We start from the raw sequence: 23,276 nt of genomic DNA, 5'->3' as shown, positions 1-23,276 counted from the left end.
AAGTGAGAGTGACTTTCAAGCGCTTTTGCAAATCATTTGCAATAATGCCGTAACCGAATTTCCATAGGTGATTTTGCGATTTTTCACTTATAAATTGTATTAACGTGATTTCTGTGTAATTTTTCTTCTATGGGCGAAAGCTTCGTTTAGGCCATTTGAGGCGGTAAACCCTCTGCTTGAGATAGAGCTTCAACGGCATAAGAAAGTAATTGGAATCCCATTTTCAATTTTTAATTTTGATTTGATCATCGGGGATACTAATGCGGTTAAAGATGAAAAATAATATTAAAATTCATGAATATAAGGGCAATTTATCCACGGGCAACAAAGGAGGGGAGAGTTTTACTGCGGACGAAATTTCAAGGGGAGCCTTTCTCTACACCCGCTCCTCAACAGGGATCGATATCTACACGCCGGAAGATATAGTCGCGCTCATTTTGCTTGAACCTGTGCGCAACCTTAGATGGAAATTTCCTGAAGGGGGTGAAAATACATCAAGCTTTTCGGCAGGTACGGTTTTGCTCATTCCGGCGGATCAAAGAACGATTATAACCTGGCCCGGGCAGGTCAAGTTATTGAAAGTCTTTATCGGTCGAGATCAAAATTGCGGGCAAGATGCTCAAGATATAGCCTTGCGCGTTAGCGATACGCATGGCCGTATGATCATTTTTTACAGCAAGCAATGTTTACGGATCAGTGAATTGATTTTGGAGCAATTGCGGGTAGAAACCCCTTCGGCGCAAAGTTATCTTGAATCATTATATTCTGCACTTCTCTATCAAATTGCGTCTAATGCAGCGACTTCGCTTAGCATGGAGGCTTCACCGTCCGGTTTGCGAAGTTACGCCTGTCGGCAGATAGAGGATTACATGAAAGAAAACTTCCGCAATTCGATCAGTGTGCCGCAAATGGCATCGTTGCTCAACATGTCTGCCGGGCATTTTTCGATGTGTTTTCGCAAAAGCTTTGGCCTTACGCCATATCAGTACTTGATGGGACTGCGGTTAGACAAGGCAGAAAAGTGGCTTATTGAAACCGACATGCCAATCAGTGAAATTGCAATAAAGCTTAATTTTTCGAGCCAGAGTCATTTTACGACTGCTCTAAAAAAATATCGCAATCTGACACCAGGTGAGGTTAGGCGGCGTAGAAGCAAGGAATATCTTCAAACAAAGACGAAGCGATAGCACAGCCTCAACGGCAGGTATCAGCCTGCCGTTGGCGTGGAGCCTCGCTTAAGCCACTTACGCCAGATGTGAACCTCACTCTTACGGCGCCAGCGCCTGACGCGATGAGAATCGTTTGAAAGAACGATCAGCCCAAGTGGAAGCATCCAGAAGCCGAGGATGGGCAGGAAACCAAGCGTACCTCCGACTACCAGCGATCCTCCCAGCGTTCTGCGCATTGCGACGGACTGCGGCATAGGGATTCGCTTTCCGAGAATCACAATTGTGCGTTTTGGTGGTTTAAGGCCGTCTTGTTCGTCCACTTTTTCAGTCTCGCACGGTTTGAGGTGTTTAATTTATTTGTAAAACGCACCAGAGAATATAGGGTTTCGTGAGAAGAATGCAAAAATTTGGAAAAAAACGAAAATAGGGCTTGGCAAATCAGAAATCCTCCTGCTATACGCCACCTCGCTGACGCAACGAGCACCTCTTCCCCGGTAGCTCAGTGGTAGAGCAACCGGCTGTTAACCGGTTGGTCGCTGGTTCGAATCCGGCCCGGGGAGCCAGCTCTTTTCATTAGGTGATTGGCCTAGGTCGTTTTCCAGTGGTAATAACGTATTTTATCGGCATTTAAAATTCGGCTCCGAGATTTGATTAGTCCGCATATTCTGGTTCTTTGTTGGCCATAACTGCCGCTCTTTAAACGTTCCTCTTTGTTTGAATTTTAGTGCCTTCGCTTATATGGCGTGAATAAGTTTAGAGGGGCGTTTCCTTTAGAGGATTTCCTGTTTTGATTGAACCGCTGTAAGACTATTATGCTTACAATGGGCGTTATTTGGCTTTCAGCGCCCTAATCGCAGCCCATTAACTTGACCGGCTTTTTCATTCTGAGACAGCACTGAATTCCAGAAAATTAAAAAGGCGGTGAACCAAATTCGTCTGGTTGCGTTGTTAATAAGTGATTAATCATTATTGGAGGCAGCCATGCTTATTTATTCGCGAATAGAGGCCATCGTCGCAGTAGCATTTTTGCTGATCATTCCTTTAATGCTACTTGTCAGTTAAATCGTTGCAAAGCGTTTACTGTGTTATAAAAGCCGCCTTTTTCGACTTCTAAAGCGCCTGATATTCATTCGATGTCAGGCGCTGTTTGCGTGTAATTATAATGAAATTTATTCACTTGATTATATAAGCTGGCTGAATGTTTATTTTGCTCGGTGAATTTTGATAGAACATTGATTTTATTTAATGTTTTGCGGATATTTCATTCATATTGCGTTCACTTTACCTCCTGTATTCTGGTGTCAGAATAAAGGAGTATTTCATGATTAAAAAAGCCGTACTCGCCGCCATCGCACTGTCGTTTATTGGTGCACCTCTTGCTCAGGCGCAAAATTACAATCAGCCGCGCAAGCCGGGCTATAGTCATGTTGAGCCGCAACACCCTTCCCATGGGAAAGATTTTAAACGCCATGACCGGTATGACCGTCGTGACCGCGATCACAAGCGTTGGCGGCAGGGAGAACGCTATGGCGACTGGCGTCGCCATCAGGAAATTCGTGATTACAAGCGTTATGGTCTTCGCAAGCCGGGCCGTGGTCAGCATTGGGTGAAGGTCGACAATCAGTATCTGCTGATTACAGCTGCAACCGGCCTTATTGCAGGTATTTTGGTCGCTCGTTAAAGCATTTCCTGTTTTGGTTGAATCGCTGAAAATGCTTGATCGTTTGTTTCACGCATTATCCCGCGCAAAACCGCTTATTCGCAATCCTACAATGGTGCAGACAGTTCCCTGTTTGCACCATTTTGCGTTTTGTCGGAATTAACGCGCGTTTTATTCATGCCGGGCTTTTTCAAACACTTGCTGAAAGCCCTTCACATCTGCAATGTGTCGGAAATCATATTTGCGCTGAAAGCGGAGACACCTGCATGAGTGGCCTTCTGGCACTTCTTGATGACGTGGCGGCAATTACCAAAATCGCGGCGGCATCCGTCGATGATATATCCGCCAATGCCGCAAAAGCGGGAACAAAGACAATTGGCGTGCTGATCGACGATACGGCGGTTACGCCGAAATATGTTGTCGGTATTGCGGCTGCACGCGAATTGCCGATGATTGGTAAAATCGCGCTTGGAAGTCTTCGGAATAAGGGGCTGCTTATTCCGGTTCTGCTTTTGCTCGATTATTTTTTGCCGCTAGCAATCACCGCATTATTGATGCTTGGCGGGGCTTATCTGTGTTTTGAGGGCGCTGAAAAGGTTTGGCACACGCTTTTTCCCAGTGAAGAGCATGATGGAGAAGAATCCGAACAAAGCAAAGATGCAACCGCGCTTGAAGAAAAGCGTGTTGCAGGTGCAATCAAGACGGATTTGATCCTTTCCGCCGAGATCATGACACTCGCGCTTTCGATGATCGAAACCAATTCAATTTGGATCGAGATAGCCACTTTGGCTATGGTCGGGATCATGATTACGGTTCTTGTGTATGGCGTTGTGGCCATAATTGTGAAACTGGATGATTTTGGCGTGTTAATGGCCCGTAAGGGGCGGTCTTCTGCAACGCGTGCACTGGGGCGATGGATGGTGCGAGCCGTACCCAAGCTGCTGGTGGTGCTGACAATTGTGGGAACAGCAGCCATGCTGTGGGTTGGCGGTAACATTTTCATTCATGGTTTGCACGGTCTTGGCGTCCATCAGCCATTTGCATGGATTTCAGAGACCGCAGCGGATATTGCAGGGGAGGTGACGGCAAATCTCTCTGGTGCTGTTGATTGGATGGTCACAGCCCTGGCCGATGGCATCTTTGGCTTTGTGCTGGGCTCGCTGATTGTGCTTTTTATGATCAAAATAGCATCACCACTTTGGAATGCACTCAGGGCTTGAAGAGGGGCGTATCAAATCCAGCAAAGCCGTTTCTCACCTTTGCTGGAAATGTTCTAGCCCAGCCGAATGCCACGCCTTGCTTGACACTGATGGCCTCAAGCACCGGATGATCGGTGTTGAGAAGACGTTCGTGAGTGCGCTACAGAAACGCGTTATTTCAAAATATCGGAAAGACGCTTTTGCTCTTTCGCCGCACGTTTGAGATTGAGGCCAGCGAGCAAATCAAGAATGTGCGTTTTCATCAATTCCGAAGCTTCACTTGTTTTACGGCGTTCAATAGCATCGACCAGAGCATTATGCGCGTGGCTTTCGCACGTGGTTTCGCGGCGCCGCCAGTAAAGCGCAATAATCAGGGATGAGCGCGGCAGAAGGTCTGTGACAAACCCTGCCAGAATGGAATGACCAGCAATGCTTGCGAGTTCGAGATGAAAGCGCGCAGACAAACGAATGGCATCGCTGTCGCGGCCTGCATGAAGGGCTTCATGTTCTTTATCCAGATGCTCCCGCAGCTTTTTCACATCGTCTGCGGTCGCCACTTTTGCCGCAAGTGCTGCAACCTCCGGCTCAATCAGCATACGCGCTTCAAACACTTCGCGCGCTTCTTCCTGCGAGGGCTCGGCTACAAATGCGCCGCGGTTCGGTTCAAGCCGTACCAGACGATCGTGGGCAAGAGCCTGCAATGCAGAACGCACAACGGCGCGACTGACCGAATAAATCGACGCCAGTTCGTCTTCCGGCAATTTTGTTCCGGGCAGCAATTGGTGGCTCACGACCGCATCGCGTAGCCCCTCATAGACAGGATGCCAGCGTGTGGACCCGTTATTGCCACTCATCTCGTTGTTGTCAGTTGTTTGCGTGTCCAGAAAATTCATTTTCATCCAGATACAAACGGGTCAAGGTTCAGGGCCGTTTTGTATGTCTTTGAGTTGCAACTCATATACATATCGAAGCAGCACTCTTCATTGTCAACGATATTGCCGTTATGGTTTACAAAATATCGTGTCGTTTGAAATTGGCAAGATCGTTTGATTGGCCTTCAGTTTCGTGGTGAAAAAGGTTCAAATATACCCTGAAACTCTTTTGATCTTGGCGTCTGATAGCCACCAATTTTCGATGTTCTAAGACCAAGCGCGACGAGACTTTCGCAGAGCTTTACCGCAGCAGTCACACCATCTATGACGGGAATTCCATGCTCTTCCGATAAGGAGGAGGCAAGATCTGCCATGCCTGCACAGCCCAGAACGATTGCTTCGGCGTGATCATCGCGCATCGCATGTGCGATCTCTTGCGCTATGCGGCGTCGGGCATCTGAGCCGGGAATTTCAAGGTCAAGCACGGCCACATCGCTGGCCCTGACACGGGCGCAACGTGTTGCAAGACCGTAACGTGACAGATTGTGCTCAATGGCCGGAACTGAGCGCGACAGGGTGGTTACAACGCTGAATTTTCCTGCAATCAGGCTTGCCACATGAAAAGCAGCTTCACCGATACCGATCACAGGCATCGTGCTTGCGCAGCGCGCCGCGTCGAGTCCCGTGTCGTCAAAACAGGCAATCACACAGGCATCGGCTTTCGGATGTTTGCGCATTTCCCCAATCATGCCGGGGATGGCAAAAACCTCATCGAAATAGCCTTCAATGCTGGGTGGTCCATCCTTGGGGTTGATGGCAATGATATTCGTTTTGGCTGCCGCCACGCTTCGCGCAGCGTCACCGATTTTCCGCGTCATAGACGCGGTTGTATTCGGGTTGATGACAAGTATGTCCATTTCCTCAAACCATCGATTGTTTTTTTATCGTTGTAGTTGTTTCAGGGCGCTTTAGCGCGCCCTGAAATCAAATTTCGCCGCCCAGATAAAGCTTCTTGATACGGTCGTCAGAAACAAGTTCTTCAGAGTTCCCGGAAAGAACGATCTTGCCCGTTGCCAGCGCATAGGCGCGCTGTGAAATACGCAGTGCCATGCGGGAATTCTGCTCGACCAGAAGAACACTGACCTTTTCATCGCGGTTGATGGCGACAATTGAACGTGCAATGTCCTGCACAAGCTTTGGTGCGACCCCGAGCGAGGGTTCATCCAGCAACAGCAGCTTGGGTTTTGCCATCAATGCGCGCCCGATGACCAGCATTTGCTGCTCGCCGCCGCTCATTGTGCCAGCGGCCTGAGAATAGCGCTCTTTCAGACGCGGAAAACGCCCCAGAACCATTTCAAGCGTGTTGGCGATGTCTGCCTTTGCGGAGCGGGTGAAGGCGCCCATCAACAGATTGTCGCGCACGCTCATATAAGGGAAGACCCGTCGTCCTTCGGGTACCATTGCAATGCCCATTTCGACGATCCTATCCGAGCGTGTGCCATCAAGGCGGCTTCCCTCGAAGTAAATTTCACCCTTGCGCAATTTGTTGAGCCCGGTGATTGCCCGCAGAATGGACGATTTGCCTGCACCATTGGCACCAATCAGAGCAACAGTTTCTCCCTGATTGACGCTCAGAGACACGCCCTTCAACGCGTAGACGTGATCATAATAGAGTTCGGCATCGGTAACTTTCAGAAGCTCTGTCATGATCAGTATCCAATCGTTTCATCTTCTGCGCCGAGATAGGCTTCGATGACTTTTTCGTTCTCCTGGATCTCCTTCGGTGTGCCTTCTGCGATTTTCTGACCGAAATTGATCACGACGATCCGGTCCGAAATATTCATCACCGCAGGCATGTCATGTTCGACCAGAAGCACTGTGATGCCGCGTTCGCGAACTGCGCGCACCATTTCCACTGCCTTGACGGTCTCGTCATGGTTCATGCCTGCAAAGGGCTCATCCAGCAGCAGAACTTTGGGCTGTGTGGCAAGACCAATGGCAATACCGAGCGCGCGCAAGTGACCATGTGGAAGGTTTTGTGCAACCTCGTTACGCTGTAGTCCCAAACCGAGAAAATCCAGAATTTCGTCTGCCGAGCGTTCAAATGTTTGTTGGTCTTCCCGCGCAAGACTCGTTCCAATATAACAGCCGAGAAAGCTGGCCTTCGCGCGCAGGTGATGCGCGACGATGACATTTTCACGCACCGTCATGCCTTTGAAGATGGTGGTTTCCTGAAAGGTTCGAACCACGCCTTTCCGGGCAACGATATGCGGCGCAAGGCCGGATATGCGCGCACCCTTAAACAGAACCTCGCCTGTCGTTGGATTAAGGAAGGAGGCAATCAGCTTGAACAGCGTGGATTTGCCTGCACCATTGGGACCGATCACTGAAAGGATTTCTTTTTCTCTGACCGAAAACGAAACATCATTGACTGCGACCAACCCGCCGAAGCGCTTGGTAACGCCTTTGACTTCAAGAAGCGCACTCATGGCCGCGTTCCTTTCTTATTTGTCAGACGCAGGCTGAGCAGGCCATTTGGCAGGAACAGCATCAGGATGATCAGCAAGCTGGAGAAAATAAGGAGTTGGAATTTGCCGGTCTGGAAAAGAAAATCCCAGCCGAAATAGAGGACAAAAGTACCGATAATCGGTCCAAATACATAGCCAAGACCGCCAAGGAAGCAGTTAAGCATGAAGTTGACCGAGTCTGTCACCGTGAAGCTCGATGGATAGATCGACTGGGAGATGGCTACAAACATTGCGCCGCCCAGTCCTCCAAGGAAGGAGGAAATCGCATAGGCAAGCACCCGCAGATTGGTGATGTTGACACCAATGGAGGAGGCCAGCTCTTCATTTTGTTGCAAGGATTGGCACAAACCGCCGATGCGCGAATGGATGAGCCTGTAGAGCGCTGCAAAGCAGAGCACCATAAGAAAGACCGACACGAAGTAGAACGCGGCGCGCGGATTCTGCAATGTGGCGAAGTCCGGCAGGATTGTGAGGCCGAAGATCGAAATTCCACCGGGAGGCGGTATGTTGACCATGCCTTTAGCACCATTGGTGATGGGCAGTGCCATAGCAAGCAGGCGCGCAACTTCTGTGAGCACCAGCGTCACCATCGCAAAATAAACACCGCGAAGGCGCAGGATCGGCAGTCCGATCAAAACACTGGCAAAGGCGCAGAAAAGCCCCGCCAGCGGCAATGTCAGCCAGAAAGACACACCGTACTTGACCATGAGAATGGCCGACACATAGCCGCCCATCAGGGCATAGGCCCCTTGGCCGATATTGATACGGCCAATGTAAAAGGTGAGCCAAACACCCGCGCTGACAATGGAGAGCAATGCAACCGATGTCAGGGTGTAATAAAGATCGTTACGTCCTGTTATGCTGATCAGCAGTGGTATACCGATGAAAACCAGCGCGAGGAAAGCAACGACGCCGAGAAGTTTTGTTGTCTTTGTCATGTTTCCTCCCATCAACCCCAAGGTTTGCCCATAAGGCCGTTCGGACGCAGGCTGAGGAAGACCATCAGGCCGGCAAAGATTACGAGATAGGTGATGTCGCCGTAAGGTCTGAGCACCGTGAGGCCGACAGATTCCAGCATGCCGAGAATAAAGCCGCCGGCAATCGCGCCACTGACGACACCCGCGCCACCGATCATCACCATCATGAAGGCTTTGATCGATATTGCGCCACCTATGCCGGAATTGACCCCGGTAATGGCAACCAACAAACCACCAACCAGGCCTGCCAGCATTGCCCCCATTGCGAAGCCGATCATGGAGTATCGGTCGACATTCACGCCCATCAACTGCGCCGCTACGCGGTCTTGGGCGAGCGCGCGCATGGCGCGACCGGGTTTCGTGAATTGCATGAAAAGAACGAAGGCTGCGATGAAAACCACCGCCAATACGCCGATCAGAATACGATCATAAGGTATGATCAGCCAATCTGAGACGAAAACGCCATTTATGATCTTCGGCACACCGCGCTGCTTTTCGCCAAAAAGTAACAGTATGACAGCATCCAGAAAAAAGGCGACGGCAGCAGCAAGCAACATCGTACTTTCGTCGCGCAGACTGCGTTTGATAACGGGTCTGAACAAAAATTTTTCAATAAGTGCACCGACAATCATCAAAGTGAGCGCAGATGCAAACAGCGCCACCACGAAAGGCAGGCCTAGCTGGCCATAAATCGTGTAAGTGACAAACCCTCCGAGCACGTACATTTGGCCGTGTGCAAAATTGAGGACGTTCATCAGAGCAAAGATCAGTGTAAGACCCAGCGCAATCAGCGCATATTGTGATCCAAGATACAGCCCGTTGACTATGACTTGTTCCATGAAGGCAAACTCCCTCCTGCGGAGAGCGGCGCATGCCAAAGTCTCCGTGGCGATATATGACAATTGGGAGGCAGAAGCGGGCGCTTCATGCACCCGCTTCCCACAGTCTCAGGCTTAGTCGACCTGTCCGACGAATAAGGTTTCGAACTTGCCATCCTTATATTCGGTGACAACCATCGGAATGCCCAGCTGGCGCTTCTGTGTGAACGATGTCGTGCCAACATAATTCAACTTGGAATCGTCGCCTTTTACATAGGGGTTGGGTGCCGAGAATGTGTCGACGGTCTTCTTGAATTCTTCGACGTTATCGATTGCAGCAGGGTTAGCCTTCAATGTTTCGATAATGTATTCAAGTGCATAGACCTTGGTATTCGATTCATCATTATACTCGCCATAAGCTTTTGTATAACGATCAACGAATTCCTTCATGGTATCCGATGCAATCTCCGGCGTGGACGCGCCGCCCACAGAAATGAAGCCATTAGCGAGCTCTCCGGCACCTTCCTCCAGAACCTTCGCGTCTTGCGCCGTTTCCGTGGAAATGAGGCCTTCATAACCAAGTTCGCGTGCTGCGCGGATCAAGAGAGGTGCATTCCCCGGAGCAACACCTGAAAGAACCAGAAGGTCTGGTTTCTGCATAATGATCGGGGTGAGCACGGGCGTGAAGTCACGCGTATCGTTCTGATAGGCATCGCTTGTTGAAACCACGTCCAGACCGAGTGCCTTGGCGGCTTCAATACCGCTGTCGCGCTGACTCAAGGGGTCGGATTCATTGGCGGCAACAAAAGCGACAGTTTTAACGCCCTTGTTTTCCTTGAGGTATTTATAGATAGCTGGACCCGACTGATAATTGGCAATCATGCCAAGAATGGCATTGGATGCCGGCGGTGTATAAAGTTCTTTCGGGAAGGAATAAGGGAAATAGATGATCCCTTTGGCTTCGGCGACCGGACGCACGGCGGCTGCGCCATCATCGACATTTGGCCCGACGACATAATGGACACCTTCCTGCGCCATTTTCTCCATGCCAGCAATGGCGCGCTTCGGATCTTTTTGATCATCGAAGGTTACGATCTTAATTTTGTAATTGTCGTCGCCGATCTTTACGCCGCCCAGCTCGTTGAGCCAGTCAGCACGAACCTGCATGGATCGAACGTTGGATGTTCCCCATGCCGCTGCTGGACCACTTGTAACACCCACAAAGCCGATCTTGAGTTCTTTATCAGCCGCTTGGGAGGCATTTGCTGAGATAAGCGCAAAAAGTGAAACGGCGCCGAGCGCCGCAGTTTTTAAAACTGCGCGTCTGTTAAACATATCTATTCCCCTTGTTTGGTCACTGCTCCCTCGTTTGGTGGGGCGCAGCGAGCGGAATTGAACGCCAGATACATCGGATTGTCAACAATATTAATTTTTTTGGTTGACAATCGGAGGGTGCAGCCGCGTTCGTAAATGAATTGCTGACATGTCGCCGCGCGAAACTTATTGAGGGAATTGCCCTGAGCTATTGAATTTCAAGGAAAATCAGGGCAGTTTTCGAATATAGTAATAATCGATGAGTGATCATGTCTGTCCAGCGTGCGAGTTTTTATATCCTATTGGCATTGGTGACGGTCGCCTTTGCCTGGCTGCTGATACCTTATTATTCGGCAGTGCTCTGGGGCGTTATTCTCGCGCTTATTTTCTACCCGGTGCAACAACGATTGCTTCGTTCGTTGCGTGGGCGCAAAAATCTGGCGGCTTTCCTTTCGGTGCTGATGTGCCTTTGTCTGGTCATCCTGCCAGCGCTATTCATTTTTGGATTGTTGGCTCAGGAGGGAAATACCCTTTACCAGCGTCTGGCCACGCGTGAATTTGATCTCAACAGCTATCTCACACGTATTCTGGCAGCTTTGCCCGGCACTTTGGAAGAGTGGATGATACGCTTTGAGCTGGGAACTTTTGCGGAATGGCGCGCGCGCATTACTGGCGGGATACTGCAAGGCAGCCAGGTTTTCGCAAGTCGTTTGGTTAGCCTGGGGCAGAATACGCTTCAGTTCATTATCAGCTTCGGCATCATGATTTATCTGCTTTTCTTTTTGTTTCGCGATGGTGAGGAACTTGGAGAAAAGATTCGCCAGGCGATCCCTCTGAGCGAAGATTACAAAAATCAGTTTCTCGAGAAATTTGCTGCTGTTATTCGTGCAACAGTTAAGGGGAATATCATCATTGCGCTTATTCAGGGCACAATTGGCGGTGTCACATTTTGGTTGATCGGCATTGAAGCAGCATTGCTGTGGGGCGTTTTGATGACAATTTTTTCGCTGCTGCCAGTTGTCGGCGCATCTCTCGTCTGGGGGCCCGCTGCTATTTGGTTTGCCGTGAATGGAATGTGGTTCCAGACCTTTATACTGGTCTTTGTCGGTGTTCTGGTGATCGGGCTGATCGATAATTTGCTGCGTCCGCCGCTGGTGGGCAAGGGCACACGCATGCCGGACTTTGTCGTGTTGATTTCAACGATTGGCGGGATTTCTCTCGTCGGAATTAACGGGTTCGTTGTTGGCCCGATGATTGCCGCAATGTTTATTGCAGCATGGTCGCTTCTCGCGCAGGAGCAGAACAAGCAGCTCACGCCAAGCTCAAAACTCGATTAGAGCACTATCCAAAAAGTGTGAAACAGCTTTCGGACCAAGATGCGCGTCAAAACAAATATTTACAGCGCCGATCTGATTCAATCGGATCGAAAGCCGCTCGAAGCCGCGCTAATTTTCCAACGCTGAAAACAAGAACGCCCGCTGCACTGGGAGGAGGAGTGTGCAACGGGCGGATCTGGTAAGCGCGACTGGGAGGAGGAGTGCCGCGCTTCATGTTCAGTTTCTGGGAGGAGGAGTGAAACTGAACAACCTGAAAATAGGGTTGATGCTGGCGACTTACAAGGCATTATGCTGCAAGGCAGATATGCATTTTTGAATAGCTGAAATAAGAAACCGCCCCGCAGCGATAAACGCGCTGGGGCGGCTCTTTCCTCCTCCAAGTGGAGAAGAAAATAACCAGTCGTTTTTAAAAAGCAACCCCTCAATTGTCACAGTGAATTTTCAGTAATTACTGAAAAGAATGGATGATTATCACCCGATCACAGCAAGCGCTCAGCCGGAATACAAGTTGCGGTGATGATGAGGCGCTTGGTTTATTTCCAATGTCTTAAATTGCGTTAACGAATGAAATGAATATCCGAAAAATGGCTGATTTTATCTGACATCATACTTCGTTTTAAATCGATTATTTTCGACTGATCGGCTGCTGGAAAAAACCATAAAAAATTTCGTCATTTCCATGCTGTTAAAGTTGACTCTTAATATCATGATTAATATAGCCAGCAATTAATATGAGTCTTTTTGTCATCTTAATTATGCCGTTAATGCAGAATGGGGCTTGGAATGCTGTTGAGAACTGGACGCACGGGGTATCTGCTCGTGACAACAACGCTTGGTGGTGCTTTTTCTTTGATGCTGTTGGGAGCGGGATCCGCTCTTGCACAAACAGTCACCACCGAAAAGGCAGAAGATCAAGCAAAGCGCTCAGAGCAAGCATTGCAACTCGACACGATCACCATTTCACCCACGATTCAGAACCAGGCTGTCATAGATGCAATCGGATCGACCAGCATTATAACGCAGCGCGATATTGATCGTATTCAGGCAACAACTGCGGCAGGTCTTTTCAGGGCGACCCCCGGCGTTCACGCGTCCCTAAACGGTGACGATCCGGCAACCTCTATTAATATTCGTGGACTTCAGGAATATGGACGTGTTGCTGTCACGCTGGATGGTGCTCGTCAGGACTATTGGCGTGTGGGCCACGGTTCCGGTTCATTCTATATTGAACCGGAAATGCTCAAGCAGGTCACAGTCATTCGTGGCCCTGTTTCCAATGCATATGGTTCCGGTGGCATCGGTGGTCTGGTTGCCTTTGAAACGAAGGATGCCGGTGATTTCCTTCGCGACAATGAAACATGGGCTCTGAGTGAAAAACTGCGTTATGAAAGCAATGGCAAGGGCTGGATGACCAGCACTGTCGGTGCTTATCGCTTTCATGAAAATTTTGACGTGATTGGCAATCTGAATTATCGCGACAGCGATGCTTATAAGAATGGTGATGGTGATGTCGTTCGCTGGACGGGCGAGCGTGTCGTGAGCGGTTTGGGTAAAGTCACAATCCGTCCCGCCGAAGGGCATGAGTTGAAGGTTGGCTATTCACGCCAGAAATACAGCGATATCATGACTGGCAGCAGTGGATCGACGTCAGCAGTTCTGTCGCGCTACGACGCTGATACAATTGTGAGCAATTACACCGGCAATTATACCTACAAACCGGAAGACAACCCGTTCTGGAACTTGTCGGTCAATGCTTATTACACCGATACGGATAACGACCAGTACCAGATCTGGCCAAAAGCCAATATTGGCAAAACGCGTTATTATGATGTGTCGACGGCCGGGTTCCGTGCTTACAACAGCTCGCGATTTGAAACTGACGCCATGATACACACCATCACCTATGGTGTTGATTATTATAAGATGCGCGGCAAATCCGATACGGATAACTTTGGTAATGGCGATCAGCAGGCCTATGGCGGCGTCCTTCAGTGGCAGGGTGAGTACCAGAAGTGGCTGGAGCTGATCGGTGCACTGCGTTATGACGGCTACCGGCTTGATGGCACCACGAAGGCAACCAATCTGCTGCCGTCGGAAGACGTCAGCGCTGACGGTAATCGTCTCTCGCCGCGTCTAAGCGTCGGCATAACACCTTGGGATGGTGTGCAGTTTTACGGCCTTTATTCGCAGGGCTATCGGGTGCCGCATATGCAGGACATGTTCCGCCAAAATGGCGCGCATGGCTCTGGCTATGAGCCAAATCTGTTGCTGAAGCCAGAAGTCGCCACTTCCTTGGAAGCTGGTGTCAACCTTCGGCAGGACGGCATTCTGGATGCTGGTGATCAGGTGCGTGCCAAGCTGAATTTCTTCCATACCGATGTGAAAGACTACATCAATACCGTAAAGAACGGCAAAGTAACGACATCAGAGAATGTTGGCACAGCGCGTCTGCGCGGCGTAGAATTTGAAGGCACCTATGACAACTGGTGGGGATACGTCAATCTTGCCGCGTCTTATACTGACGCCGAGATGAAAGATGGTATCTACAAAGGGGATAGTCTGAGCAATACACCGCTTAATAATTTCAGCGCAACGCTGGGCCTGAAAGCTTTTGAAGAAAAGCTGGTTTACGGCGTAGAATATGAAAGCGTCGGCAAGGTTAATCGTGCTCTGACGACGGGTGGCGTGAAAGTCTATCCGCGTGTTGATCTGGTGAATGTATTCGCCAATTGGCAGGTGAACGATCATGTGAAGCTTGATTTCGGCGTCGATAATCTTTTCAACAAGGCTTACACGGACGCGCAAACGGGCTGGGCCACCAGCTCAGATATTGATCAGGCTAAAGGCAGAACCTTTAAGATCGCCATCACCGGCCGCATTGGCGGCTAATGTTCCGGATTGAAAGCAGACATGCTTTCAATCCTTTCTTGCACAAAGTTTTCCTTATTTAAAATTGACTGAGAAAGCCCGTGTCACAGCCATCTCCTGAAGTTTCCCGCGCATTATTGAGCCATGCAAGCATTCGATTGCAAAATGGCGGCATCTATTTGCCGAACATTATCGATCGTCTGAATTCCTACCAGGCGCAATATGATAACAGTGGCGACAACCACATATTCGAGTTCTCCTTTGGGCGGATTGAGATTGATAGTAAATTGCACGGCTACAGCGTCGCGCTGCATGCAGATGACGATACAGGTCTGCATCGATTAAAAGATATCGCAGCGGTTGCCATCGAACTCTACACAAAGGCGGAGGCCCCGAAGATTATTTGGCTGGGCGATAGGGCGGGAGAGCAGGCTCTTCCGCAGTTTCGCCTGATGCGCGTGCTTTCGTCCAATCTGTTCACGCCACATATGTTGCGGCTTCGTCTCATGGGAGAAGATCTCAAGCGTTTTGCATTGTTTGGAGCGATGCATATCCGTCTGCTTTTACCCACCAACGAGGTTCCGCAGCCCGTTTGGCCGATCATGGGGCCAAATGGATTGCCATTCTGGCCTGACGAGGCGCGCAAGCCCGCATCGCGTGCGTACACAGTCCGCAACCTTGACATTGAAGCCGGTTGGCTGGAGATTGATTTCTATCTCCACGACGTTGAAGGGCTTGCCTGCACATGGGCAAAAAACGTTAAGCCCGGTGATCAGGTTGGTTTGATGGGGCCGGTTGGCCGCCCTCTGCGCCATGCAAGCCGCTATCTTATGGGTGCCGATGCAACCGGTTTGCCAGCAATCGGGCGGATGCTCGAAGAGTTTTCAGCGGATGTGACAGGCCGTGTTGTGATTGCAGTCGATAGCGAAAAGGATGTGCAGCAACTCGTTCACCCAGAAGGGTTTTCGGTCGAGTGGATTATTGATGCCGATCAGAAACGCGCTGCCGAAACACTCACAAAAACTCTGTGTGAAGCGGAGTGGCCGAAAGGCCCTGACAGCTTTGGCTGGTTTGCGGGCGAGGCGGATCAGGCGAAAGTCATTCGCCAACATTGGCGCCAGAAGCTTGGAAAAAGCCGGGAAGAAACACTCGTTGCAGGCTACTGGCACAAGGATGCAATAGGCTTCATGGCTGGCTAGATAACAAGCTTTCTCTCAGAGAGATAAAATGAAAGCGGCCCGCGAAAAGCAGGCCGTTTTTTTGAAGGTGCTTTGAGTTGATTGAATCAGATTGTCACTCTAATCCTTTGTTTTAACGCGCATATATGTCCAAAAATGTTTCACCCTTTTCAGGGGGCGCTCTGTTTTTTATCTTCGATAGCCTTGCCCTGTGTGATCAGGCGGGCACTGTGTTGACCCGATATAAAGGTCCACAGCCAGCTCCATGCAACCGCCGCGCGGCTGCGTGTGCCAATCAGGAAAAAGATATGGGCAATGCCCCATACCCACCATGCCAGCGCGCCTTTCAGCTTGATCCGCCCCATGTCGACGACGGCCGCACCTCGGCCAATCGTTGCAAGATTACCCTGATGGCGATAGCGAAAGGGGGCCGGAGCGGTTTGGCCTGATATGCGGCTGCGAAGGACCTTAGCAACATAAGCGCCCTGCTGTTTGGCAGCCGGTGCAATACCGGGAACCGGCTTTCCGTCCTGCCCTTCGACCCAGGCGGTATCTCCGATCACAAACACATCCTCATGGCCGGGAACGGTGAGATTGGCCAGAACGCGTGCGCGACCTGCACGGTCGCTTTCAACGCCAAGCCAGGCTGCGGCAGGTGAAGCTGCAACACCCGCTGCCCATATGGCCGTTTTACAGGAAATAAATTCATCGCCAACAGTTACGCCATCTTCAGTGATTTCTTTTACCGGCATCCCAAGACGCACCTCAACACCAATCTTTTTCAAGGCATTTTGAGCGTAAGATGAAAGATCTTCCGGAAATGCAGACAGAATGCGTTGACCCGCTTCAATCAGCAGGATGCGCGCCTCCCTTGTGTCGATATTACGAAATTCCGGCCACATCGTATGTTTGGCCAGTTCACCAATAATACCCGCCAATTCAACGCCGGTTGGTCCTCCTCCCACCACAGAAAATGTGAGCAATGCCCGTCGTTTTGCGAAGTCTGTCTCGCGTTCGGCGCGTTCAAACGCCAAAAGAAGACGACGACGAATGGTCGTAGCGTCTTCCAGCGCCTTAAGACCGGGGGCAAGCTTTTCCCAGCGATCATTGCCGAAATAAGCGTGCCGTGCGCCGGTTGCGAGCACGAGCGTGTCGTAATCAAGTGTAGAGCCGTCTTCGAGCTTCACCTGTTTGTTGGACGTGTCCACATCGACAACAGTGGCGAGCAGGGTGGTTACATCTTTGCGATCGCGAAAAAGATGGCGAATTGGCCATGCAATTTCGGATGTCGCAAGGATTGTTGTCGCGACCTGATACAAAAGGGGCTGAAAGAGGTGATGATTACGCTGATCGACAAGCGTAATGCGAACATTTGCACCTTTTAGATCATGGATTAATTGCAGGCCACCAAAGCCTGCACCAACGACGAGGATATGGGGGGTATCCGTTTCGCTCATTGCAGTTATTCACCTGAGTTGGCGCGAAAAAACTCGCGCTCATCTAACGATCATTGCGCTTGGCAAACGAACGCTATCAGGTTGATCAACCAGAGCCTACTGATTATCGCACAGGGCTGGCTCCCACTTTTGGCACAGCTTTACCTCGCCAGGATGACCTAAAAGTCATCTCCGTGGCGCATATGCCGGAAATAGGCAAAAGCCGTTCCTGCCAGAACCGGCAGAATAACCAAGGCTATCCAGAATATAATATTGCTCATGTTTCCCTCCCATTTTTTGCCACAATAGCACATCTTTGAGGAAGAGCATAATCCGACGACACTCAAACAAGTGACGCTAAGATTATGCTTCCAGCAAAACGGGTTAGATCAACGATCTAATAGGGAAACGTCTGAACGGCCCGCTTGTTCCACTTGCAACAGAAGCGTCTGAACATGGAAAGGGCCACTTTTTCAGTTTCAGCCTCGCCTTATAAAAACTCTTCCAAACGGACCTATTGCCAGCGCCCGACTCTTTGAGTAGTAGTTATCTCACATCAAGAGTTGGGGCGACGCCCAACGCCAACCTGCCTTTCCGGGCAAGGTGGTACTTCCTTAAAGGAAGGATGTGGCCGACCGGCAAACATACGGACAAAGCCACATGCGTCTGCCTTGACATAACGAAGGACTGACACGCATGCCTATAAAAATTCCTGATGATCTGCCTGCAACCAGTGTTCTCGAAGCCGAGGGCGTTATGGTGATGCGTGAGGCAGATGCTGTGCGTCAGGATATCAGGCCGCTGAAGATCGGCCTTCTCAATCTGATGCCGAACAAGGTCACAACGGAAACACAGATTGCACGGCTGCTGGGGGCGACGCCCCTGCAACTGGAACTGACGCTTGTTCGCATTACCAATCACGTTGCGCGGCATACTCCAGCGGATCATATGCTTTCTTTTTATCAGCCATGGGAAGATATCCGCAATCAGCGCTTTGACGGCTTTGTCATCACAGGCGCGCCGGTTGAGCGCATGCCCTTTGAAGATGTGACCTATTGGGATGAAATGCAGAGGGTTTTCGATTGGACGCAAACTCATGTCCACCGTACGCTCAATATCTGCTGGGCAGCACAAGCCGCCGTCCACCATTTTCATGGTATGGGCAAATATGATCTGCAGAGCAAGGCATCCGGTGTCTTCAGCCAACAGAATCTCGCGCCGTCTTCACCCTATCTTCGCGGGTTTTCCGATGACTTCGCGATTCCAGTTTCCCGCTGGACAGAAGTGCGCAAGGACGACATTCCTCCACAAAGCGGCCTAAAAGTTCTCGTCGATAGCCCGGAAAGCGGCCTTTGCCTGCTGGAAGATCCAAAGCATCGTTCATTGCACATGTTCAACCATGTTGAATATGACACGACATCGCTTGCCGATGAGTATTTCCGTGACATTCAGCTTCAACCGGAAACACCGCTGCCTGCCAATTACTTTCCCAATGACGATGTCAGCAAGAAGCCGCAGAATTGCTGGCGCGGCCATGCACATCTGCTTTTTGGCAACTGGATCAATGAAATGTACCAGTCAACGCCTTATGATCTCGAAAATATCGGCAAATTCTGATGCGCAAAAAGCTGATCCCTGAAAAGGGATCAGCTGGCAAAACGTTGAACCCATTGATGCCACTGGTCTTCACTGCCTTGGAAGACATTAAGGTCAATCTTACCATCGACGCCCTGAGACAGACCTGAACCCGAATACTGCCAGAAAATCCAGCGACGCCCCGGATAAACCTTGGAGGGATGCTGTGCGACAGCGCGTAGCCAGAATGGGTAATCTGTGAATGCGCCCTTGAGGTTGTCGTCATAGAAATCAGGCGCGGTATAGATCACGGGACGCTTGCCGTAATGGCGTTCGAGCGCATCCATGAAAACCTGCATTTTTTCACGCACCTGCGCAGGCGATGGGCGTCGTTTGCATGACGAGTCGCCATTCCATTCCACATCGATCACTGGCGGCAATGCATCGGGATCAACCGGCACATTGCGAATAAACCAGTCAGCTTGCTGACTTGCCACGCGGCACCAATAAAAGAAGTGGTATGCGCCGCGCTTCAATCCCGCAGCTTTTGCATCGCGCCAGTTCTTTTTGAACATCGGGTCAAGGTGATCACCGCCATCTGTCGCTTTGATATAGGCAAAGTTTGCACCGTTCTTGCGCAGCGTCGCCCAGTCGATGTCTCCCTGCCAACGCGATACATCCACGCCATGCACGGCATGTTTGCGTGGCGAGATTTTTCCGAAGTTAATCGGTTTTGCATCGCGAAACCGCTGACTGTAAACGCGTAAGCGTTGTGCGGGCGCAAGACGCACTGGCGGGTAGGCTGCAACATCCGGCTTTGGAACGGAAATCGGCGTTGCAATGCTTTTTTGCACTGGCGGAGTTACGGGGGCGGGAGGCGAGGCCTTGAAAGGACCGGCATCGGGTACCGGTCCGGCCCAAGCCAGAACTTCTGCCTGCGGTGCGGCAGGCATAGACTGAGGCGCTCTCGCCGTTTCGGTTACAGGTGCCGAGGGCCTGATCACAGAACTGGTCAGCTCGGCAGAAGGTTGCGGCATCAGATTTTCGATGCCCGAACTCGACGTGCAACCCGCCAGCGCGGTACAGGCAAGGGCAATTGCTGACACAACTGAAAAACGCATGATACCCGTACACAAAACTCAGGCACTCTGCAGCCAGACACGATCGCAGAAATGCCATCAATCAACACCCGCAACGCTCACCTCAAGCTAATTGCTAACTAAAGATTACTGCATAAAGCTGAATCCAAAGTTTACAAAAGTCTTAAAGATGATGGCAGGCTATCTCGCACATTTTGAAATAATGCGTATAAAAACAATTGGTTATGGTGAAAATTTAAAAATAAGCTAAAGTCAGCACTTTGGCCGAATACAGAAGCTCACATTTTTTCGATTGCGTCAGGCAATTTTTATCTGTTCATCGAAACTCTGTACGAGAACCTGTTCGGCGAAAGGCTTCGGCTTCACACTTTCGATCTGCATCATAAGATCAGCGATCACCTGCGGATTTGAAACACCGCATTCGTAAATCTGAATGATCTCGCGCGCCATTTCATCTTTCTGAGGAGAGGTTATCGGACAACGCCCCAGGCGTTGACACGTTTCAACATATGCCGCCTGTAACTGTTCCAGTTCAGGAGGCTTGAAACGCTTGAAAAAATAATCTCTCGAAAAAGGCATCTTACTTCATTGCTGTTTGGTCATGGTTGACCGATTTTCATAAAATGAACTACATTTTAACGCTAGATTTTAGAAAATCCTAATGCTTATTAGCATAACTATAGATCGTTTACATACTGTAACTGCGCTTAAGGGCGCATTAATTCCAATTGCACTGCGATTTTTGCAATTTTATCCGGATCGGATTCACCTGTTTCGAATGTCTTGATGACTTCACGTGCGAGATCATTTTTTGATATATGCGTTTTCGGACAACGCTCCAGCAAGACACAGCTTTTGTTGTAAGCGGCTTGCATCACTTGCAAGTCCTCGGGCATGAACGTTCCTCGATACTGAGCGCCTCTGAATGGCATGGTGTTCTCCCCCCATCAATATTGTGATTGAAGCTCTAATTTCTTGGGAAAGCAACAGTATTTTGTGTGGCGTTCAATATACCAGTTTTGCATCACAATGGCTTGATGCCGAAATCTTCACAAGCTGGCGAGATATCGGTATAAGCGAAGAAAAAGCGCAATGAAAAGGATGTGACAGTGAAAATCGGCGTCGTTACTGTTTCTGACCGTGCAAGTTGCGGCGAATATGAAGATCTGAGTGGTCCGGCCATTGAATTGTGGCTGAAGAGCGCGATTGTCACACCCTATGAGACCGTCAGGCGCGTCATCCCGGATGGTATGGAATCCGTACGAGATACACTCATTGATCTTGCTGACACCGTTGGATGCGATTTGATTTTGACGACAGGTGGAACCGGTCCAAGCCCACGCGATGAAACGCCGGAAGCCATGCAGGTGGTATTGCATAAGGAATTGCCGGGCTTTGGCGAACAGATGCGTCGCGCAAGTCTGGAGCAGACCCCAACCGCTATTCTTTCGCGGCAGACTGCTGGCAGTCGCGGCAAGAGCTTTATTCTCAACTTGCCAGGTAAGCCGGCCTCCATTGCAATGACCTTGCAGGCTATTTTTCCGGCTGTACCTTATTGTCTTGATCTTATTGGTGCTGGCCGTATCGATACAGATCCTGCCTTTGTCAAAGCGTTTCGCCCATGCTGAAATGGCCATTTGGCGTAATTAGAAACGATGGCTGGGCGATTGTCGCGACGAAATTGCGCAACCCAGCTTTGCACTTTTGTATGGTTTGCACACTTGCATTTCCCTGATTTGAAGCTGACTATTAGCAAAAAAGAAGGGGAAGTAAGTGAAGCCATTTGATGAGATGCTCAATCATGGCGGGAATGTCCGCCAACCCTACGAATTTCTCAAGCAGTGGCTCGACCAACAGGATCAGCATAAACTTCTGCAAAAAACGCAGGACGCAGAAAGCGTCTTTCGCAAGACTGGCATCACTTTTGCAGTTTACGGTGATGAGGACGCAGCGGAGCGCCTGATCCCGTTCGACATTATTCCACGTATTATTTCCGGGCAGGAATGGCGAAGGCTTTCGCAAGGCATTGAACAGCGCGTGATGGCGCTGAATGCATTTCTCGATGATATTTACCATCGTCAGGAAATCGTCCGGGCAGGGCGCATTCCCAAGGACCTGATTGTCAACAATGAGGCGTTTTTGCCGGAGATGATTGGTTTCCGCCCACCGGGCAATGTTTACACGCATATTATCGGTGTCGATATCGTGCGTACGGCAGAAAATCAGTTTTACGTGCTGGAAGACAATGCCCGCACCCCGTCCGGCGTCTCTTACATGCTGGAAAATCGCGAGACTATGATGCAGCTTTTTCCTGAGCTGTTTCAGAATGTGAAGGTTCGTCCGGTTGAGAATTATCCGCAATTGCTGCGGCAATCACTGGCCAGTGTCGCACCGCCCGGAACGAAGGGCGTGCCAACGGTGGCTGTGCTTACACCGGGAATTTATAATTCTGCCTATTTCGAGCACGCATTTCTTGCGGATCAAATGGGCGTAGAACTGGTGGAAGGCAGCGATCTGCGCGTTGTCGACGGACGCGTTGCCATGCGCACAACCAAAGGCTACCGCGCGATTGATGTGCTTTATCGCCGGGTGGATGATGATTTTCTTGACCCGCTTACATTTCGGCCGGACTCAACGCTCGGCGTTGCAGGCATTATGGATGTTTATCGTGCCGGAAACATCACCATCGCCAACGCCCCGGGCACGGGTATTGCTGATGATAAGGCGATCTATTCCTATATGCCTGAAATCGTTGAGTTCTACACAGGCCGTAAGGCAATCCTCGAAAATGTACCGACATGGCGCTGTTCAGAGCCGGATAGTCTTAGCTATGTGCTCGACAATCTGGCCGAGCTCGTTGTTAAGGAAGTGCATGGTTCAGGTGGCTACGGCATGCTCGTTGGCCCCGCTGCAACCAAAGCGGAGCGCGATGCGTTTGCAATAAAGTTGAAGGCGCGCCCGCGTAATTACATTGCCCAGCCAACTTTAGCGCTTTCCACCACGCCGATCTTTACGGAAAGCGGTCTTGCGCCGCGGCATGTCGATCTCAGGCCATTCGTTCTGGTTTCAGACCGTATTCGTATTACGCCCGGTGGGTTGACGCGTGTGGCGCTCAAAGAAGGATCACTTGTGGTCAATTCCAGTCAGGGCGGTGGCACAAAGGATACTTGGGTGCTCGACGATTGAATTACAGAGCAGATTAGCATTGCGCTATAAGCCAGCAACAAGACTGGTGCGCAGAGAAG

21 protein-coding genes, 1 tRNA gene and 1 riboswitch are annotated in these 23,276 nt (G+C 50.3%); of the genes, 10 read left to right on the top strand and 12 right to left on the bottom strand.

The features are described from left to right. Positions 1-272 precede the first annotated feature (272 nt). A complete protein-coding gene (locus tag ABE527_RS09020) occupies positions 273-1,187 on the top strand; it encodes an AraC family transcriptional regulator (protein WP_499696711.1) in 915 nt (304 codons plus the stop codon). Positions 1,188-1,207: 20 nt separating this feature from the next. Here ABE527_RS09020 and ABE527_RS09015 read toward each other — a convergent pair whose 3' ends face one another. Continuing rightward, on the bottom strand, positions 1,208-1,423 hold the full coding sequence (locus ABE527_RS09015) for a hypothetical protein (protein ID WP_265984109.1): 216 nt from the start codon (positions 1,421-1,423) through the stop codon (positions 1,208-1,210). Between the two features lie 234 nt (positions 1,424-1,657). Here ABE527_RS09015 and ABE527_RS09010 point away from each other — a divergent pair. The 3 genes from ABE527_RS09010 to ABE527_RS09000 all read left to right on the top strand — a co-directional run bounded on the left by ABE527_RS09010 (position 1,658) and on the right by ABE527_RS09000 (position 4,049). Next, positions 1,658-1,732: transfer RNA gene (locus ABE527_RS09010), tRNA-Asn, on the top strand. Positions 1,733-2,490: 758 nt separating this feature from the next. Beyond that, positions 2,491-2,850 (top strand): RcnB family protein, encoded by a 360-nt coding sequence (locus ABE527_RS09005; RefSeq protein ID WP_499696710.1) that lies wholly within the window; start codon positions 2,491-2,493, stop codon positions 2,848-2,850. Between the two features lie 245 nt (positions 2,851-3,095). Next, complete coding sequence (locus tag ABE527_RS09000; protein ID WP_499696709.1) at positions 3,096-4,049, top strand: DUF808 domain-containing protein; 954 nt, start codon at positions 3,096-3,098, stop codon at positions 4,047-4,049. Positions 4,050-4,201: 152 nt separating this feature from the next. Here the strand turns inward: ABE527_RS09000 and ABE527_RS08995 are convergent, their stop codons facing one another. The 7 genes from ABE527_RS08995 to ABE527_RS08965 all read right to left on the bottom strand — a co-directional run bounded on the left by ABE527_RS08995 (position 4,202) and on the right by ABE527_RS08965 (position 10,558). After that, positions 4,202-4,882, bottom strand: a complete 681-nt coding sequence (locus tag ABE527_RS08995; protein ID WP_265984480.1) for a GntR family transcriptional regulator — start codon at positions 4,880-4,882, stop codon at positions 4,202-4,204. Between the two features lie 203 nt (positions 4,883-5,085). Beyond that, positions 5,086-5,817, bottom strand: coding sequence for an aspartate/glutamate racemase family protein (locus ABE527_RS08990; protein ID WP_499696708.1), 732 nt, complete (start codon positions 5,815-5,817; stop codon positions 5,086-5,088). A gap of 67 nt (positions 5,818-5,884) precedes the next feature. Continuing rightward, positions 5,885-6,607 carry an ABC transporter ATP-binding protein gene (locus ABE527_RS08985; RefSeq protein ID WP_265984215.1) on the bottom strand — a complete coding sequence of 241 codons (723 nt, stop codon included), beginning with the start codon at positions 6,605-6,607 and terminating at the stop codon, positions 5,885-5,887. A gap of 2 nt (positions 6,608-6,609) precedes the next feature. After that, on the bottom strand, positions 6,610-7,389 hold the full coding sequence (locus tag ABE527_RS08980) for an ABC transporter ATP-binding protein (RefSeq protein ID WP_499696707.1): 780 nt from the start codon (positions 7,387-7,389) through the stop codon (positions 6,610-6,612). After that, the gene (locus ABE527_RS08975) at positions 7,386-8,366 is read right to left on the bottom strand and encodes a branched-chain amino acid ABC transporter permease (protein WP_265984217.1); all 981 of its coding nucleotides are present in this window, start codon (positions 8,364-8,366) and stop codon (positions 7,386-7,388) included. The genes ABE527_RS08980 and ABE527_RS08975 overlap by 4 nt, the downstream gene beginning before the upstream one ends. Before the next feature lie 11 nt (positions 8,367-8,377). Beyond that, positions 8,378-9,244, bottom strand: a complete 867-nt coding sequence (locus ABE527_RS08970) for a branched-chain amino acid ABC transporter permease (protein ID WP_265984218.1) — start codon at positions 9,242-9,244, stop codon at positions 8,378-8,380. Positions 9,245-9,358: 114 nt separating this feature from the next. Next, positions 9,359-10,558, bottom strand: coding sequence for an ABC transporter substrate-binding protein (locus ABE527_RS08965; protein ID WP_499694271.1), 1,200 nt, complete (start codon positions 10,556-10,558; stop codon positions 9,359-9,361). Positions 10,559-10,806: 248 nt separating this feature from the next. Between ABE527_RS08965 and ABE527_RS08960 the strand changes: the two genes are divergently transcribed. The 3 genes from ABE527_RS08960 (at position 10,807) to ABE527_RS08950 (ending at position 15,941) form a co-directional block, all read left to right on the top strand. Further along, a complete protein-coding gene (locus ABE527_RS08960; RefSeq protein WP_265984220.1) occupies positions 10,807-11,874 on the top strand; it encodes an AI-2E family transporter in 1,068 nt (355 codons plus the stop codon). Between the two features lie 783 nt (positions 11,875-12,657). Continuing rightward, positions 12,658-14,763, top strand: a complete 2,106-nt coding sequence (locus ABE527_RS08955) for a TonB-dependent receptor domain-containing protein (RefSeq protein ID WP_499696706.1) — start codon at positions 12,658-12,660, stop codon at positions 14,761-14,763. An 80-nt stretch (positions 14,764-14,843) separates the two neighbouring features. Next, positions 14,844-15,941, top strand: coding sequence for a siderophore-interacting protein (locus ABE527_RS08950; RefSeq protein ID WP_499696705.1), 1,098 nt, complete (start codon positions 14,844-14,846; stop codon positions 15,939-15,941). A gap of 149 nt (positions 15,942-16,090) precedes the next feature. Here the strand turns inward: ABE527_RS08950 and ABE527_RS08945 are convergent, their stop codons facing one another. Next, the gene (locus tag ABE527_RS08945; protein WP_499696704.1) at positions 16,091-17,377 is read right to left on the bottom strand and encodes an NAD(P)/FAD-dependent oxidoreductase; all 1,287 of its coding nucleotides are present in this window, start codon (positions 17,375-17,377) and stop codon (positions 16,091-16,093) included. A gap of 527 nt (positions 17,378-17,904) precedes the next feature. Then, a riboswitch (SAM-I-IV-variant riboswitch) is annotated at positions 17,905-18,012 on the top strand. Between the two features lie 40 nt (positions 18,013-18,052). On the opposite strand from ABE527_RS08945, the gene ABE527_RS08940 reads away from it, so the two are divergent. After that, positions 18,053-18,973 (top strand): homoserine O-succinyltransferase, encoded by a 921-nt coding sequence (locus tag ABE527_RS08940; protein WP_265984224.1) that lies wholly within the window; start codon positions 18,053-18,055, stop codon positions 18,971-18,973. 29 nt (positions 18,974-19,002) lie between these two features. On the opposite strand, the gene ABE527_RS08935 is transcribed toward ABE527_RS08940, so the two are convergent. From ABE527_RS08935 to ABE527_RS08925, 3 genes are all read right to left on the bottom strand, one after another. After that, on the bottom strand, positions 19,003-20,052 hold the full coding sequence (locus tag ABE527_RS08935) for a glycoside hydrolase family 25 protein (protein WP_499694267.1): 1,050 nt from the start codon (positions 20,050-20,052) through the stop codon (positions 19,003-19,005). Between the two features lie 276 nt (positions 20,053-20,328). Continuing rightward, on the bottom strand, positions 20,329-20,610 hold the full coding sequence (locus ABE527_RS08930; protein WP_265984226.1) for a hypothetical protein: 282 nt from the start codon (positions 20,608-20,610) through the stop codon (positions 20,329-20,331). Positions 20,611-20,738: 128 nt separating this feature from the next. Next, the gene (locus tag ABE527_RS08925; RefSeq protein ID WP_396996360.1) at positions 20,739-20,963 is read right to left on the bottom strand and encodes a hypothetical protein; all 225 of its coding nucleotides are present in this window, start codon (positions 20,961-20,963) and stop codon (positions 20,739-20,741) included. Between the two features lie 177 nt (positions 20,964-21,140). Here ABE527_RS08925 and mog point away from each other — a divergent pair, with 177 nt between their 5' ends. Beyond that, complete coding sequence (gene mog, locus ABE527_RS08920; RefSeq protein WP_499696702.1) at positions 21,141-21,659, top strand: molybdopterin adenylyltransferase; 519 nt, start codon at positions 21,141-21,143, stop codon at positions 21,657-21,659. Positions 21,660-21,804: 145 nt separating this feature from the next. Continuing rightward, on the top strand, positions 21,805-23,217 hold the full coding sequence (locus ABE527_RS08915) for a circularly permuted type 2 ATP-grasp protein (RefSeq protein WP_499696701.1): 1,413 nt from the start codon (positions 21,805-21,807) through the stop codon (positions 23,215-23,217). The last annotated feature ends 59 nt before the right edge of the window (positions 23,218-23,276 follow it).

Source organism: Brucella sp. TWI432 (genome assembly GCF_039674445.1).
Taxonomy (GTDB): Bacteria; Pseudomonadota; Alphaproteobacteria; order Rhizobiales; family Rhizobiaceae; genus Brucella; species Brucella chromiisoli.
Note: the sequence above shows the minus strand (reverse complement) of the source record. Positions and strands in the feature narration are given on the sequence as shown.

Excerpts from the sequence above, each read along its gene's own strand:
- ABE527_RS09020 (WP_499696711.1), top strand. The coding sequence starts at position 273 with ATGAAAAATAATATTAAAATTCATGAATATAAGGGCAATTTATCCACG.
- ABE527_RS09015 (WP_265984109.1), bottom strand. The coding sequence starts at position 1,423 with ATGCCGCAGTCCGTCGCAATGCGCAGAACGCTGGGAGGATCGCTGGTA.
- ABE527_RS09005 (WP_499696710.1), top strand. The coding sequence starts at position 2,491 with ATGATTAAAAAAGCCGTACTCGCCGCCATCGCACTGTCGTTTATTGGT.
- ABE527_RS09000 (WP_499696709.1), top strand. The coding sequence starts at position 3,096 with ATGAGTGGCCTTCTGGCACTTCTTGATGACGTGGCGGCAATTACCAAA.
- ABE527_RS08995 (WP_265984480.1), bottom strand. The coding sequence starts at position 4,882 with ATGAGTGGCAATAACGGGTCCACACGCTGGCATCCTGTCTATGAGGGG.
- ABE527_RS08990 (WP_499696708.1), bottom strand. The coding sequence starts at position 5,817 with ATGGACATACTTGTCATCAACCCGAATACAACCGCGTCTATGACGCGG.
- ABE527_RS08985 (WP_265984215.1), bottom strand. The coding sequence starts at position 6,607 with ATGACAGAGCTTCTGAAAGTTACCGATGCCGAACTCTATTATGATCAC.
- ABE527_RS08980 (WP_499696707.1), bottom strand. The coding sequence starts at position 7,389 with ATGAGTGCGCTTCTTGAAGTCAAAGGCGTTACCAAGCGCTTCGGCGGG.
- ABE527_RS08975 (WP_265984217.1), bottom strand. The coding sequence starts at position 8,366 with ATGACAAAGACAACAAAACTTCTCGGCGTCGTTGCTTTCCTCGCGCTG.
- ABE527_RS08970 (WP_265984218.1), bottom strand. The coding sequence starts at position 9,244 with ATGGAACAAGTCATAGTCAACGGGCTGTATCTTGGATCACAATATGCG.
- ABE527_RS08965 (WP_499694271.1), bottom strand. The coding sequence starts at position 10,558 with ATGTTTAACAGACGCGCAGTTTTAAAAACTGCGGCGCTCGGCGCCGTT.
- ABE527_RS08960 (WP_265984220.1), top strand. The coding sequence starts at position 10,807 with ATGTCTGTCCAGCGTGCGAGTTTTTATATCCTATTGGCATTGGTGACG.
- ABE527_RS08955 (WP_499696706.1), top strand. The coding sequence starts at position 12,658 with ATGCTGTTGAGAACTGGACGCACGGGGTATCTGCTCGTGACAACAACG.
- ABE527_RS08945 (WP_499696704.1), bottom strand. The coding sequence starts at position 17,377 with ATGAGCGAAACGGATACCCCCCATATCCTCGTCGTTGGTGCAGGCTTT.
- ABE527_RS08940 (WP_265984224.1), top strand. The coding sequence starts at position 18,053 with ATGCCTATAAAAATTCCTGATGATCTGCCTGCAACCAGTGTTCTCGAA.
- ABE527_RS08935 (WP_499694267.1), bottom strand. The coding sequence starts at position 20,052 with ATGCGTTTTTCAGTTGTGTCAGCAATTGCCCTTGCCTGTACCGCGCTG.
- ABE527_RS08930 (WP_265984226.1), bottom strand. The coding sequence starts at position 20,610 with ATGCCTTTTTCGAGAGATTATTTTTTCAAGCGTTTCAAGCCTCCTGAA.
- ABE527_RS08925 (WP_396996360.1), bottom strand. The coding sequence starts at position 20,963 with ATGCCATTCAGAGGCGCTCAGTATCGAGGAACGTTCATGCCCGAGGAC.